This is a genomic window from Sphingomonas sp. Leaf32, from assembly GCF_001421765.1.
In the GTDB taxonomy this organism is placed as follows: domain Bacteria; phylum Pseudomonadota; class Alphaproteobacteria; order Sphingomonadales; family Sphingomonadaceae; genus Sphingomonas.
The window spans coordinates 502,454-515,700 of record NZ_LMLA01000007.1 but is presented as its reverse complement, the minus strand read 5'-3'; the positions used below and the strand labels follow the sequence as shown (position 1 = coordinate 515,700).

Annotated in this window: 15 protein-coding genes and 1 tRNA gene; 7 read left to right on the top strand and 9 right to left on the bottom strand. The window is 66.9% G+C overall.

What is annotated here, in order from left to right:
• Positions 1–24 precede the first annotated feature (24 nt).
• The gene (locus ASE83_RS10105) at positions 25–333 is read right to left on the bottom strand and encodes a phasin family protein (protein ID WP_055788978.1); all 309 of its coding nucleotides are present in this window, start codon (positions 331–333) and stop codon (positions 25–27) included.
• A gap of 618 nt (positions 334–951) precedes the next feature.
• Complete coding sequence (gene lepA / locus ASE83_RS10100; protein WP_055789297.1) at positions 952–2,760, bottom strand: translation elongation factor 4; 1,809 nt, start codon at positions 2,758–2,760, stop codon at positions 952–954.
• A gap of 164 nt (positions 2,761–2,924) precedes the next feature.
• On the opposite strand from lepA, the gene ASE83_RS10095 reads away from it, so the two are divergent.
• From ASE83_RS10095 to ASE83_RS10080, 5 genes are all read left to right on the top strand, one after another.
• A tRNA-Pro gene (locus ASE83_RS10095) sits at positions 2,925–3,001 on the top strand.
• Between the two features lie 68 nt (positions 3,002–3,069).
• Positions 3,070–3,231, top strand: coding sequence for a hypothetical protein (locus tag ASE83_RS18490; RefSeq protein WP_156352994.1), 162 nt, complete (start codon positions 3,070–3,072; stop codon positions 3,229–3,231).
• Between the two features lie 151 nt (positions 3,232–3,382).
• Positions 3,383–3,571, top strand: a complete 189-nt coding sequence (locus ASE83_RS10090; protein WP_055788975.1) for a GNAT family N-acetyltransferase — start codon at positions 3,383–3,385, stop codon at positions 3,569–3,571.
• A gap of 62 nt (positions 3,572–3,633) precedes the next feature.
• The gene (locus tag ASE83_RS10085; protein WP_055788971.1) at positions 3,634–4,704 is read left to right on the top strand and encodes an extracellular catalytic domain type 1 short-chain-length polyhydroxyalkanoate depolymerase; all 1,071 of its coding nucleotides are present in this window, start codon (positions 3,634–3,636) and stop codon (positions 4,702–4,704) included.
• A gap of 36 nt (positions 4,705–4,740) precedes the next feature.
• On the top strand, positions 4,741–5,124 hold the full coding sequence (locus ASE83_RS10080) for a YraN family protein (RefSeq protein ID WP_055788969.1): 384 nt from the start codon (positions 4,741–4,743) through the stop codon (positions 5,122–5,124).
• A gap of 653 nt (positions 5,125–5,777) precedes the next feature.
• Here the strand turns inward: ASE83_RS10080 and ASE83_RS10075 are convergent.
• Genes ASE83_RS10075 through ASE83_RS10065 form a run of 3 tightly spaced genes read right to left on the bottom strand, consistent with a single transcriptional unit; the run spans position 5,778 to position 8,199 of the window.
• Positions 5,778–6,659 carry a general secretion pathway protein GspK gene (locus tag ASE83_RS10075; RefSeq protein WP_055788966.1) on the bottom strand — a complete coding sequence of 294 codons (882 nt, stop codon included), beginning with the start codon at positions 6,657–6,659 and terminating at the stop codon, positions 5,778–5,780.
• On the bottom strand, positions 6,656–7,189 hold the full coding sequence (locus tag ASE83_RS10070; RefSeq protein WP_055788963.1) for a type II secretion system protein GspJ: 534 nt from the start codon (positions 7,187–7,189) through the stop codon (positions 6,656–6,658). The genes ASE83_RS10075 and ASE83_RS10070 overlap by 4 nt, the downstream gene beginning before the upstream one ends.
• Positions 7,186–8,199, bottom strand: a complete 1,014-nt coding sequence (locus ASE83_RS10065; protein WP_055788961.1) for an ABC transporter substrate-binding protein — start codon at positions 8,197–8,199, stop codon at positions 7,186–7,188. The genes ASE83_RS10070 and ASE83_RS10065 overlap by 4 nt, the downstream gene beginning before the upstream one ends.
• Positions 8,200–8,279: 80 nt before the next feature.
• Between ASE83_RS10065 and gspN the strand changes: the two genes are divergently transcribed.
• Positions 8,280–8,909, top strand: a complete 630-nt coding sequence (gene gspN / locus ASE83_RS10060; protein WP_055788959.1) for a type II secretion system protein N — start codon at positions 8,280–8,282, stop codon at positions 8,907–8,909.
• 54 nt (positions 8,910–8,963) lie between these two features.
• Here the strand turns inward: gspN and ASE83_RS10055 are convergent, their stop codons facing one another.
• Together ASE83_RS10055 and ASE83_RS10050 are read right to left on the bottom strand one after the other, a co-directional pair.
• Positions 8,964–9,356 (bottom strand): HIRAN domain-containing protein, encoded by a 393-nt coding sequence (locus ASE83_RS10055; RefSeq protein WP_055788957.1) that lies wholly within the window; start codon positions 9,354–9,356, stop codon positions 8,964–8,966.
• A complete protein-coding gene (locus tag ASE83_RS10050) occupies positions 9,349–9,939 on the bottom strand; it encodes an alpha-ketoglutarate-dependent dioxygenase AlkB (protein ID WP_055788954.1) in 591 nt (196 codons plus the stop codon). The genes ASE83_RS10055 and ASE83_RS10050 overlap by 8 nt, the downstream gene beginning before the upstream one ends.
• An 87-nt stretch (positions 9,940–10,026) precedes the next feature.
• Here ASE83_RS10050 and ASE83_RS10045 point away from each other — a divergent pair, with 87 nt between their 5' ends.
• On the top strand, positions 10,027–10,482 hold the full coding sequence (locus ASE83_RS10045) for an NUDIX domain-containing protein (RefSeq protein WP_055788951.1): 456 nt from the start codon (positions 10,027–10,029) through the stop codon (positions 10,480–10,482).
• A 272-nt stretch (positions 10,483–10,754) separates the two neighbouring features.
• Here ASE83_RS10045 and araD1 read toward each other — a convergent pair whose 3' ends face one another.
• A complete protein-coding gene (gene araD1, locus ASE83_RS10040; protein ID WP_055788948.1) occupies positions 10,755–11,741 on the bottom strand; it encodes an AraD1 family protein in 987 nt (328 codons plus the stop codon).
• An 11-nt stretch (positions 11,742–11,752) separates the two neighbouring features.
• Positions 11,753–13,072, bottom strand: coding sequence for a sugar MFS transporter (locus tag ASE83_RS10035; RefSeq protein ID WP_055788944.1), 1,320 nt, complete (start codon positions 13,070–13,072; stop codon positions 11,753–11,755).
• Positions 13,073–13,247: the final 175 nt, after the last annotated feature.

Genomic DNA, 13,247 nt, shown 5'->3' with positions numbered 1-13,247 from the left:
CGCCGCCGACCGGATGGCCAGCGATCAACCGCGTCCGGTCATCTGCCCGATGGCATTGCGGCCGAACTGCGCGATCAGCTCGCTGACCTCCCGCGCCTGCGACATCGACCGCGCACCCTGATCGCGCAGATAGTCGGACTGGATGCGCATCACTTCGTTGATGTCGCTCGCCTGTGCCGCCTCGCGCATCGCACGAAACGCTTCCTGCGTATTCGCCTCTGCCTGCGACAGGATGGTCAGGCCGAGCTGCGATCCCTGCTCGGTCATCGCGCTACCGGCGGCACGCATCCGCTCGGTCGCGGCGGCGGCGGGATTCGAATCACTGTCAGCCATCGGCTGCTCCTGCTAAAGGCACAATCTGCCTTATCGCATGACGCTCGTGGAACGCGAAGGTTCCGGCGATCGCCGATGATTCGCATGGTCAACGACGGCTACCGTAGCGTCAAAACGTTCGCCAACTGCCAATTCTGACGATTTGCTGACTGATGCGAAAAAATATTTTCGGCTCGCCTCGCACGTAAAACGTTACATCGCAGTTGCGAACGACAAGGCAGTCATATGTGCCAATTCGGAACAACGCCCTCTACATCGTCTATTTTGCAGCGCAGCATGGTTAACGCACGGCCCATGAATTGCGGCGCAATTACAGCGAAATCCACCCGATTTCCGCATTTCATAAATTTGCAATCGTCGTTTTTTTGGGACAGTTTGCCGCAAGAGAAAAACAGGAGGGTTTGAGAGGATGCACGGTAAGTATTCGGGTCGCACGACAATCGTCACCCTCGCAGGCATGGCTGCGCTGGGTTGGGCAGGGGTCGCGCTGACCGTCCAGATGGTCATGGGCGTCCTCTCCTAAGGTTCTGCTCCCAAGCAACGCAAAAAGGGCCGGCGCTGTCGCAGCGCCGGCCCTTTTCGTATGGCGATGACGGCGCGGGCGGCGCGCCGCCGCCCTCAGTTGTCGTCGCCCATCCGCAGCGCGGCGATGAACGCTTCCTGCGGGATGCTGACCGAGCCGTACTCGCGCATCTTCGCCTTGCCCTTCTTCTGCTTGTCCAGCAGCTTGCGCTTGCGGCTGGCGTCGCCACCATAGCATTTGGCGGTCACGTCCTTGCGCATCGCGCTGATCGTCTCGCGCGCGATCACCTTGCCGCCGATCGCCGCCTGGATCGGAATCTTGAACAGGTGGCGCGGGATCAGTTCCTTCAACCGCTCGACCATGCCGCGTCCGCGCGTCTCGGCGGTGCCGCGATGGACGATCATCGAAAGCGCGTCGACCGGCTCCTCGTTGACGAGGATGCTCATCTTGACGAGGTCACCCTCGCGGTATCCGATCTGTTCATAATCGAAGCTGGCATAGCCCTTCGACAGCGACTTCAGCCGATCGTAGAAATCGAACACGACCTCGTTGAGCGGCAGTTCGTACACCGCCTGCGCCCGCCCGCCGACATAGGTCAGGTTCATCTGGATGCCGCGCCGGTCCTGACACAGTTTCAATATGCCTCCCAGATATTCGTCGGGGACATAGATCGTCGCCTGGATCCACGGCTCGCTGATCGTCTTGATCTTGTTGACGTCGGGCATATCCGCCGGGTTGTGCAGGTCGATCTGCGTGATGCCGGCCGGATCGGGATGGGTCAGCTCGATCTGGTACACCACCGACGGCGCGGTGGTGATGAGGTCGAGGTCATATTCGCGCGTCAGTCGCTCCTGAATGATCTCCAGATGCAGCAGGCCCAGGAACCCGCAGCGGAAGCCGAAGCCCAAAGCCGCCGAGCTTTCCATCTCGAACGTAAAGCTGGCATCGTTCAGCCTGAGCTTGCTGATCGATTCGCGCAATTTGTCGAAATCGGCGGCATCGACCGGGAACAGGCCGCAGAACACCACCGACTGCACTTCCTTGAACCCCGGCAGCGCTTCCGCGGTCGGGCGCTTGGCGTCGGTGATCGTGTCGCCGACCATCGTCTGCGCCACTTCCTTGATCTGCGCGGTGATGAAGCCGATCTCGCCCGGTCCCAGATCGGACAGTTGCTCGATCTTCGGCCGGAACGCGCCCACCCGGTCGACCAGATGCGTCGTGTCCGCGTTCATGAACTTGATCTGCTGGCCCTTGCGGATCGATCCGTCGATCACGCGGATCAGGATGACGACACCCAGATACGGATCGTACCAGCTGTCGACCAGCATCGCCTTGAGCGGCGCGTCGATGTCGCCCTTGGGCGGCGGGATATGGGCGACGATCGCGTCGAGGATTTCGTCGATGCCGATCCCCGACTTGGCCGACGCCAGCACGGCGTTCGCCGTGTCGATGCCGATGATGTCCTCGATCTCGGTCTTCACCCGTTCCGGTTCGGCGGCGGGCAGGTCGATCTTGTTGATGACCGGAATGATCTCATGGTCATGCTCGATCGACTGATAGACATTGGCCAGCGTCTGCGCCTCGACCCCCTGCGCCGCATCGACCACCAGCAGCGCGCCCTCGCACGCCGCGAGGCTGCGCGACACTTCGTACGCGAAGTCGACATGGCCCGGCGTGTCCATCAGGTTCAGGACATGGCCCTTCCATTCCAGGCGCACGGTCTGCGCCTTGATGGTGATGCCGCGCTCCTTTTCGATGTCCATGTTGTCGAGCACCTGCGCCGACATCTCGCGCTCGGCCAAGCCGCCGGTCCGCTGGATCAGCCGGTCGGCCAGCGTCGACTTGCCATGGTCGATATGGGCGATGATCGAGAAATTACGCAGTTTGTCGAGCGGAGTGGCCACGGTCACACAATCGAAAAGAGTAGGATGCAAGCGCCCCTAGCAGCTTCCCCGCCAAAGCCAAACAGGCGGACATGCGAATCCCGCTTGCAGACCCCGAAACCGCCCGCTATAGGCGCGCCTCCAAGCAACGGCAGGCGCCTTTCGCGGCCTTGTCGATACTCCGTCGGGGAGTAGCTCAGCCTGGTAGAGCACTGCCTTCGGGAGGCAGGGGCCGGAGGTTCGAATCCTCTCTCCCCGACCATTGGATTGTCACACATCGATATCTCGCCGCGCTGGCGGCCCGCCGGTCGCCCCGGTACGACGTCTCACATGACGCGCTTTTTCGATCGTCCCGCTCTCCATGCCACGCCGCTCACGCTGCGCCGTCCGTACGCCCGCGGCGGCGACGCCATCGTCCGCGTCTGTGGCGATGCGGAGATAGCACGGCGGCTGGCGCGGGTGCCGCATTTCTACCGCGCGACCCACGGTTAGTCGTGAAGGAAATCCCTACCTTTCCCCGTCACCCCGGGCTTGACCCGGGGTCCCGCTTCTCCTCCGCCCGACCCAAGAAAGCGGGACCCCGGAACAAGTCCGGTGTGACGAGAGAGTCTTTCGGTATCGACACCCCTGAATCGATCGATGCATGTCGATGACCGCGGGCTATCTTGCCGAAAATCCGGCATCCGGCCGCGCGCTGGTCAGGTTCGGCTTCACCGAAACCGGACGGCGGATGGGCGACTGCCTCGCCACCGGAACCACCGTACCGACCGTCCGGATGGTACTGCACCGAACGCAATTCCGTTCGAACCGCCCATTGTGCAATGCAGCATGAAACGCCATCCTTAGGACATGACGCGGCCGAATGCGAAGTCGCGAACAGCGAGGTTTCCTGACATGCCGGCCCTTTCCGATACGATCCAGCAATTGCAGCGAATGCGTGCCACCCAGGCCAAACCGGCCGTTGCCGATCGCCTGCACGATGTGACCGGCTTCGCGCCCGATCCCGGCAATCTGCGGGCGCGCGTCTACATCCCCGTCGACCTGAAACCGGGTGCGGCGCTGGTGGTGGCGCTGCACGGCTGTACGCAGGATGCGGCGGGCTATGACCACGGCACCGGCTGGTCGACATTGGCCGATGCGCAGGGCTTTGCCGTGCTGTTCCCCGAACAGCGCCGCGCCAACAATGCCAATCTCTGCTTCAACTGGTTCGAGGCCGCCGACATCGCCCGGACCGGCGGTGAAGCGGAATCGATCGCGGCGATGATCGACCATGTCGTCGCTACCCACGCGATCGATCCGGCGCGCATCTTCATCACCGGGCTGTCGGCGGGCGGCGCGATGACCGCAGTGATGCTGGCGACGTGGCCCGAACGCTTCGCCGCCGGGGCGATCATCGGCGGCCTGCCCTATGGCACCGCGATCGGCGTCCGCGCCGCGCTGGAGCGGATGCGCGGACAAAAGGCGCTCGACGCGCTCGCCATCGCCCCCGCCCCCGCCAAGCCGCGCGTCGCCGTCTGGCACGGCACCGCCGACCTCACCGTCGTCATCGCCAACAGCGACGCGCTGGTCGACCAATGGCGCCGCGTCCACGCGCTGCCGGCGGAATCGCGGCAGGGTCGCAACGGCACCAACTGGTCGCAACGCGCATGGTGCGACGCGCAGGGGCAGGCGCTGGTCGAGGAATGGCGCATCACCGGCATGGGGCACGGCGTGCCGATCGACCCGGCGAGCGGCATCGGCCATGCCGGCCCGTTCATGCTCGATGTCGGCCTGTCGAGCACGCTGGAGATCGCGCGCGGCTGGGGCCTGGTCGATACCGTCGAGCAGCCCGCCGCCGCCGAACCTGCCGCCAAGCCCACCCCGCGCGGCGCGAAGCTCGAACGGCTCACCCCCGAACCCCGCCCCATCGGCACCGTACAGGCCACGATCGAAAAGGCATTGCGCGCAGCCGGCCTGATGCGCTGACTTGCCGGGCCGGGCCGGGCGCGGCACAACCGGCGCGTGCTAGCCCGCCCGCCCCGCCCCCGTTCGCGCGCCTCCCGCGTCGCCGCCGACGATGCCGGCCGCCGGGGTGAGCGCATCGCCGGCTGGTGGCTGCGGCTGAAGGGCTGGCGCATCCTCGCCCGCCGCATCCGCACCAAGGCCGGCGAGGTCGACCTGATCGCGCGCAAGGCGAACATCGTCGCCTTCGTCGAGGTAAAGACCCGCGCGACCGCCGCCGACCTCGACCACGCGATCGACGAACGCCGGCTGGCGCGGGTGGCAGCAGCGGCGGAGATATTAGCGTCGACCTATGCCCAAGGCTGTGACGTGCGGATCGACGTCATCCTCCTCGCCCCCCGCACCCCGCCTCGCCATATCGAGAATGCGTGGATCGGCTATTAAGCGATGTCGTGGCGGCTATCGCCCAGTTGCAGACGCACCGGCGTCCGCTAGATTATTCGTCATGAATATGATGCACGCACTTTGCATCGCGTTGGTGACGGTGGCCGGGTGTGTCGCGAATTTCGCGTCGGCTCAAGCCGGCACTCCCCCGCCTTACGATCACTGCTTCGCGGGTCCATTCGTGCTCACTTTTAAGCGAGGCTCAGCACAGCTTACGGAATGGCATAGGGAGGTGCTTGCCACGGTTCGATCGGAAGCAAAGCATTGTGGTGGTCTGATGCTGATCGAAAGCTACCCTTCCAATGACGGGCCGCCTAATTTGCAAAGGCAGCGGGCATCTGTCGTGTTTGACCACTTGAACAATAGTGAGGTCCCTATGGGTAGGGTTGCGATTGGGCTACAGGCGCGGCCATGGCCGACACCAACCGAGGACGGACGCCAACGGCACATTCAAGTCTTTCTGGCGATCTGGCGCTGAGCAGGCCAACGTCCGTTTTCTACCTTAGTCGGCCATTCCCGCTTTCCTACTGCAGCCATCCCTGCGACGATCCTCGCAGGCTCTTTTCCGCCCCCGCTCTTTGACACCGCCGCACCACTTCAACGCAACGCGTACAAAAACGCGGCAAGTGTGAACTTCGTGAACTTTGGCCGATTTACCCTACCAATCCAGGTACTTCCGGCGGTATCGCCGCATTGCGCCACCGCTCCACCGGCACCGCGACCGGCACGCTCTGCGCGCCCTCTTTCCGCTCGACCCGCTGGATCAGCGTCGCGCCCTGCTGCACCGTGCCGCCGATCGTCGCGCGGGTGCGAACCCAGAAATGGTCCGACTTGAACCGCGTGCCGCCGGGCAGCGTCAGGTCCTCGCGCGCCAGATCGTCCTTCGACAGATAGCCCTGTCGATTGCGGATCGCGATCAGCCGGGCGGCCTTGTCCGGTTCGAACAGCACCGCCATCAGCTCCGGTGTCGCCGCGTTCAGGTTGATCGCGGTATCGCCCGGCAGCGCGGTCACCATCCGCGCCAGCAACTGCGCCTGCTCGGCCGGCAGGAACGCCGCCAGCGGCCGCAGGTCCTGCACCGGCCCGCGTTCGCGGATCAGCGCGATGGCGGCGACCGCCTTGTCCTCCTCGATCCCCGCCGCCTTGGCGATGCGCAGGAACAACAGCTGCGGGATCGGGTCCAGATCGCGCCGCACCGAATTGAGGTTGAAGCGCCCTTCGGCGTCGGCGATCGCCAGGTCGAACGTCCCGCCGTCGATCGCGATTCCATTCTCGCTAATCGCACCCCATGGCTCGCCGGGATAGTCCGCCTCCGGCGCGACCCGCGCATCGCGTTGCAGCGCCGACAATGCCGACAACTCGCCGCCCCGCACGATCGCCAGCGCCCGCGACGCCTCGCGCGACCGGATCGACCGGTCGAGCGCCACTTCCTCGCGGTTTATCATCAGCAGGACCAGCCCGCTGGCGATCGCCACGAACATCAGCACATTGACCAGGATCATGCCCTGTTCGCCCTCGGGGATTGTCCGGGTCATGTCGTCTTCGCCGGTATCGGCAGCGTGACGATCCGCCGCAGATTGCCGCCGCCCGGCCCGCCGACCTGCAACTCCACCACCACCGCGCGCGGCCAGTCGAGCGCACGGTCGGGCGCGGGCGGCCAGCTGTCGCGCCAGCCGCCATCGAAATAGCGCCAGTGCGCCGCGCTCACCTGATCCAGCACCAACTGCGCCCGCCCGTCGATCACCCGCTGCAACTGCCCCCCGGCCACACGGTATCCGACGCCGATCGGCGGCCCGCCCAGCCCCGGCGCGGCCCGCCGGAACCGCAGCCCCGCCGCGTCACCGCCCATCGGCCCCGGCGCGATCTGGTCGAGGTCGCTGGCGATCACCACCATCGCGCGCTGCAGGTCTGCCACGCGGTCCAGCCGCGCCTCGGTCCGCCCGTCCACCCCGATCACGCTGTCGACCAGCGCAAGGCCCGCCACCGCGATCAGCGCGAACAGCCCCAGCGAGATCATCAGTTCGAGCAGGGTGAAGCCACCCTCCCCGGCGCGCGCGCGGCTCATGCCCCGCGGCTCTCCGCCACCTTCTCGTACACGCCGTTGGTGGGAACGAGGATCGCGAAGTCGCGCGCGCAGCTGCCGTCCGATCGGAACCGCACCGGCCCGGTCACGCCGTCGAAGCCCGCCTCGCGCAGCACGCCTTCGCGCGTCATCTGGTCGCTGTCGCGCAACGCCCTGGCGATCAGCGCCGCGTCGTTGCCCAGCGCGGCGATCGCGCCCGGCCGCCCGCCGTTGCGCGCTGCATAGGCGCTGGCGAAGGTCGCGAACTTCGTCGGGTCCGGGCTGGCGATCCACGCCCCCTCCAGCGCGGTCAGCGCATCGGGGCGATAGTCCAGCGTCTGCATCGTCGCCAGCAACTGCATCCCCCGGTTCTTGAGCACCGGCGCGATCGCCACCGCTGACCCTGGCACGAACGCCGCATCGCCCTCGACGCCGGGCGGCAGCGTGGCGCCGGTCACCGGCACGATGGCCAGCCCCAGATCGGCCTCGCTCGCCCGCGCCGCCGCGACCGATGCCTGCGACCATGGCGTACCGTCTTCGACCGCCACGATCCGCCGCACCCCGCGCGACCGGGCATAGCCGAGGATCGCCGCCGTCGCCTGTGCGGGCGTGATGCCGAAGACGAACGCCGGACCTCCGCGCGCCGCCGCGTCGTTGGTCAGCGCGACGACCGGCACGACGACCGCCGCCGCGACCGCGCGCGTTTCCGCCGCCGACAGCGGCCCCAACAGCATCGCCGCCCCGCGCTTCACCGCTGCCTGCGCCGCATTCGCCGCGCCTGCCGCCGTGCCCCCGGTATCGAGCACGGCCAGCGCCGACGCGTCGGTTTCGGCAAGCATCGCCGCATTGCGTATGCTAAGGCCCAGCTCCGCGCGGTCTCCGGTCAGCGGAACCAGCAACGCGGCGGAGCGCTTGCCCCGCCTGGCAGCCATCAGGGGGGACGCGACCGATGCCACCGACGACAGCAGCACCGCATCGCGAACCAGTCCAAGCGTCGAGCGCCGCGATCGCATTGTCGAGTCCTTCCCGGTTGCTGGCACGTCGGCGTAGTATCCGCTTCGCAGCACTCGGCATAGCCTCGTTCGCCGTCGCGATGATCGCGACGCTGCCGGCCAGCCTGATCGCGGGCAACACCGACTGGCGCAGCGGCGTCGGCGGCACGGTGTGGAACGGCGAGGTCGGCATCGCCGGGGGCAGCCGCCTCGAATGGCATTTCGCCCCCTTGCGCAGCCTGACCAGCCTGGGCTTCGCGGTCGACTGGACCGCCACCGGTGCCGATACCGATCTGGGGGGCCAGGCACTGCTCCGCCCCGGCGGGGTGCGGCTTGACCGGGTGAGCGGATCGGCCGACGCCTCGCTGCTGGCGGCGCTGCAACCCAATCTGCCCTTCGCCTGCGATTCGACGTGGCAGGTCGACCTGCCCGTCCTGTCGACCATCGCCGGATCGGCCATGGCCGAGGGCCGCATCGCGATCGATCCGGGCAACTGCGTGACGAAGCCGGGAAATGTCGCCACGCCGACCCCCGCCATGCTGCTGACCGCCGAGCATATCGGCACCCAGACCCGCGTGCGGCTGGTCCCCGCCAACCAGCGGCGCAAGACGCTGATGGATGCGACCATCGACGAGGACGGCTCGCTGCGCTTCGCCCTGACCGGCGACGGCGCGGCGACGCTGCCGTTCACCGGCCTGCCCGGCGGGGCGAGCGTGCAGGGTAGTTTTTAGAGTACCTGCCCCAATCCCCCGACCCAACCCGTTTGAGTTAGAAGGGGAACGGACTTAATCCCACGCGTCCGGCGGCACGTCGTCCGGCCAGAAGTCCGGCTCCGGCTCCACGTCCACCACCTGCACCCCCGGCAACACCGGCACCGCGCCGTCGAACGCCACCCGGATCGCCGCGCCCATCGGCGTCGCCTGCTGGAACAACGCGGCGACCGCGCGCCCCTGCCGCAGCATCGCCCCGATCCACGCCGCGCGATCGGCGGTCAGATAACCGATCTGTACCCCGCGCGCGCTCACCACCATCACCGCATGGGGATCGACCGGGTTGCGCGGTTCGGGGACCAGCACCGCCGCCTCGCCCGGCGTACACAGCAGTATCTCGAACCGGCGATTGCCCCCACCCCGGTTGGGAAAATCCGCGCCGACCACGTGCAGGCTCAGTTCACGCAAGGCCGATCTCCCGCCGGAACCGCTCGGTCAGGCTGCGAAAGGTGATTGACCAGCGCGTCGCCGCCATCGGCGCGATGCCATGTTCCCACTCCCACCGCGCATCGCCGGTCAGGTGATAGGCGTCACCCGCCGCCAGGGCTTGCGAGAACCGGTCGAACCCGCCTGCCGCCCGCCGCCGGAACCGCAGCGTCGCCGGCGCGCCGATCGACAGGCCGACGACATGCTCGAACACCGGCCGGTCGCGATGCCACCCGATCCCCGCGCCCGGATCGTAGCGGATCAGCAGCGCCTGCAGCATCGCCCCGGCCGGCACGCCCGCGAAGCGCGCCGCCACGTCGCGAACGGCCAACAGCCAGTCGGGCATCGGTTCCGCCCGCCCGACGCGCCCCGCCTCGAAATCATAATGCCAGCCATAGGAAGCGGTCAGCCGCAGTCCGGTCCATTGCTGGAACCGGAACGGTTCCAGCGGCGCGGCGTCGATCGCGGCGGCCAGGGCGCCCAACCGATCGGCCGACAGCACGTCCGGTGCATGGGTCAGCCCCGACAGGCCCGGTTCGGCGGCAAAGAGGTCGAGTTGCGGCATCGATGGAACGCAACATGGGTTGGCGGCGTCTGTCCATCAACAAGCGGCGACGGATCACGATCGCCCAACGAAAACGGGGACAGCTTCATGCCACAGCATAGCGCGGGCATCCTGCTATATCGCCGCACGCCAAGCCCGGCGGTGCTGCTCGTCCATCCCGGCGGCCCCTATTGGGCGCGGCGGCAGGTCGGCGCGTGGCAGATACCGAAGGGCCATATCGAACCCGACGAGGCGGTCGAGGACGCCGCCCGCCGCGAGGTGGCGGAGGAACTGGGCGTCGCGGTCGTCGCCCCCCTCGCCCCGCTCGGCATGGTGCGGCAGGCGGGCGGCAAGTCGGTGTCCGCCTTCGCCGCCGAACAGGATGTCGACACCCATGCGATCACCAGCATGACCTTCGAACTGGAATGGCCCCCGCGCAGCGGGCGGCGGCGCAGCTTCCCGGAGGTCGACGCGGCACGATGGATGCCGGTCGCGGAAGCACGGATGATGATGCTGAAAAGCCAGTTGCCGCTGCTCGACCGGATCGAGCCATTATTGGGGTAGGGTCGCCTGCCCCCTTCCGCACCGTTCGGTTCGAGCAAAGTCGAGAAGCGTCCGTCAAGAACGCTGCGTTCGGGGCAACCCCTTCTCGACTACGGTTCTCGACAGGCTCGAACCTGCGCTCGAAGCAAACGGGAGCGGGGAGGAGGAAAGCCACCTCCCCCCGTCATCCCGGCGAAGGCCGGGATCCACGGAAACGGGCCGGCCGCGCATCTGACGAAAGCATCCGACACAATCGATCCCGGCCGATGCCGGGATGACGGGCGATCCGCTCCTTACAACAGCTTCACCGCCACCGGCACCTCCGCCGCGCGCGTCAACCGGTTCTTCAGCGGCAGGGTGAACGGCGCCGCCGCGATCTCGAACACATCGCCCTCTTCCGTCCGCACGCCGTCGGCAAACGACAGCGTCGCCGTACCGAAGAAATGAACATGGATATCGCCGGGCCGGCGGAACAGCGGATATTTAAAGTGGTGATGTTCGAGATTGCCCAAGCTGTGCGACATGTTCGCCTCGCCCGACAGGAACGGTTTTTCCCAGATCGTCTCGCCATTCCGCACGATCCGGCTCGTTCCCTCGACATGCTCCGGCGCCGCGCCCACCAGCAGTTCGGGGCCGAGCGACGCCTGCCGCAGCTTGCTGTGTGCCAGCCACAGATAATTGTGCCGCTCGGTCACATGGTCCGAAAATTCGTTGGCCAGCGCCAGGCCGATGCGGTGCGGCGTCCCGTCGGGACCGATCAGGTAGATGCCGGCCAGTTCCGGTTCCTCGCCGCCGTCCTGCGCGAAATGCGGCATGGTGAAATCGCCGCCCGGCGCGACTAGTTGCGTGCCGTCGCCCTTGTAGAACCATTCGGGCTGCTGCCCGACCTGGCCCGCCGCCGGCTTGCCGCCTTCGACCCCTTCAAGGAACATCCGCATCGAATCGGTCTGGGTCGCGGCTTCGGCGGCGGCGCGGTGCATCTTGTCGCGCCCCTCCGCCGAACCGAGATGGGTGAGGCCGGTGCCGGTCAGGATGACATGCGCCGCATCGTCATGGTCGATCGGCGATCCGATGGCGCCTGCCGCCAGCAACGCGGCGGCATCGACCGCCTCGCCCGGCCCCGCCGCCGCGACGGCATCGGCGATGCCGTGGCCCGCCTCGATCGCCCGCAGCGCCAGCGCACGCACGCTCTCGACGCCGGGAACGATATGCGCGCCGTCCCCGGTCGCGGCGATGACCGCGCGCGACGGGGCCACGCGCTGCAACAGACGAAGAGTCATGATCGATTTCCTTATGCGAAGACGTCGTGGTCGGCGGGCACGTCGGCGATCGGATTGGTCACCTTCGATCCCCACAGCGCATAGAACAGGATGTAGAGTTCACACGCGGCGGTCAGCAGGAACGACCATTGCAGGCCGTATTTGTCGGCCAGCCAGCCCTGCACCACCACCAGCGCGCCACCGGCGATCGCCATGATGAGCAGCCCCGACCCTTCCTCGGTCAGCGGCCCCAGCCCCTTGATGCCGAGTGTGAAGATCGTCGGGAACATGATCGAATGGAACAGCCCGACCAGGATCAGCGACCACATCGCGGCCGGCCCGTGCAGGAACGTCGCGCCCAGCATCACAACGAAGGCGCCGATCGAGAAGAACGCCAATACCTTGCCCGCGTCGACCTTCTGCATGACCACGCTGCCGACGAAGCGGCCGACCATCATCCCGCCCCACAGCAGCGTCAGATACCGCCCGGCGAGTTCGTTGGTGACGTTGGCGATGTCGGGCTGGCTGACGAAATTCACGAACAGGTTGGCGACGCCGATCTCGGCGATCAGGTAGATGAAGATCGCCGGCACCCCGAACACCAGGTTGCGGTGGTTCCACAGCGAATGCTTCTTGCGCTCTTCCTTGGCGACCCGGCTGGTCGACGATCCCATGGCAGGCAGCGGGAAGCGGGCGATGATGAACGCCAGCACGACCAGCACGATCGCGACGATGACATAGGGCAGGATCACCGACTGGGCATCGGCCAGCCGTTCGGCCTGCGTCAGCACGGTGCCGGCTTCCGAGGTGCCGCCCTTCGACCGGCCGAGGATCAGATACGCCCCGAACAGCGGCGCCAGCATCGTGCCGGCCGAATTCATCGCCTGCACCAGGTTGAGCCGCGACGATGCGGTTTCCGACGGCCCGATCACCGCGACATAGGGGTTGGCCGCGACCTGCAGCAGCGTGATGCCGCTGGCGATCACGAACAGCATGACGAGGGTGACGCCGTATGACGGCAGGCTGGCGGCCAGCACCATGCCCAATGCACCCGCCGCCATCACCAGCAACCCGATGACCAGCGACTTCTGATACCCGATTCGCTCGATCAGCTTGGCCGACGGGATCGAGGCGAAGAAATAGGCGATGAACCACACGCTCTCGATCAGCGTCGTCTGGGTGTAGTTGAGGTCGAACACGCTGCGCAGATGCGGCAACAGCGTGTTGTTGATGACGGTGATGAACCCCCACATGAAGAACAGGCTGGCCAGCAGCGTCAGCGCGGGGGCATAGCTGGCTCCGGCGGGAGCGGACGCGCTTCCCACCGGGCGCGCGGAAATCGGGGCCGGCATCCTGGTCTTCTCCCTACTTGTCGGCATGGCGGGACGGTTTGTTCCGTCGCATCGCTTGCCCAATTCGATTTTGTCTGACTATATGCGGCAACGCATGGCGTCAACGGCGGCAAGGGGGACGATGGCGGGAAGGGGTTCGGGATACCGGACCGGACCGCCACACCGCCCGCACCGG

Excerpts from the sequence above, each read along its gene's own strand:
- ASE83_RS10085 (WP_055788971.1), top strand. The coding sequence starts at position 3,634 with ATGCCGGCCCTTTCCGATACGATCCAGCAATTGCAGCGAATGCGTGCC.
- gspN (WP_055788959.1), top strand. The coding sequence starts at position 8,280 with ATGATCGCGACGCTGCCGGCCAGCCTGATCGCGGGCAACACCGACTGG.
- ASE83_RS10075 (WP_055788966.1), bottom strand. The coding sequence starts at position 6,659 with ATGACCCGGACAATCCCCGAGGGCGAACAGGGCATGATCCTGGTCAAT.
- araD1 (WP_055788948.1), bottom strand. The coding sequence starts at position 11,741 with ATGACTCTTCGTCTGTTGCAGCGCGTGGCCCCGTCGCGCGCGGTCATC.
- ASE83_RS10105 (WP_055788978.1), bottom strand. The coding sequence starts at position 333 with ATGGCTGACAGTGATTCGAATCCCGCCGCCGCCGCGACCGAGCGGATG.
- ASE83_RS10090 (WP_055788975.1), top strand. The coding sequence starts at position 3,383 with ATGTCGATGACCGCGGGCTATCTTGCCGAAAATCCGGCATCCGGCCGC.
- ASE83_RS10050 (WP_055788954.1), bottom strand. The coding sequence starts at position 9,939 with ATGCCGCAACTCGACCTCTTTGCCGCCGAACCGGGCCTGTCGGGGCTG.
- ASE83_RS10065 (WP_055788961.1), bottom strand. The coding sequence starts at position 8,199 with ATGCGATCGCGGCGCTCGACGCTTGGACTGGTTCGCGATGCGGTGCTG.
- ASE83_RS10035 (WP_055788944.1), bottom strand. The coding sequence starts at position 13,072 with ATGCCGGCCCCGATTTCCGCGCGCCCGGTGGGAAGCGCGTCCGCTCCC.
- ASE83_RS10070 (WP_055788963.1), bottom strand. The coding sequence starts at position 7,189 with ATGAGCCGCGCGCGCGCCGGGGAGGGTGGCTTCACCCTGCTCGAACTG.
- ASE83_RS10045 (WP_055788951.1), top strand. The coding sequence starts at position 10,027 with ATGCCACAGCATAGCGCGGGCATCCTGCTATATCGCCGCACGCCAAGC.
- ASE83_RS18490 (WP_156352994.1), top strand. The coding sequence starts at position 3,070 with ATGACGCGCTTTTTCGATCGTCCCGCTCTCCATGCCACGCCGCTCACG.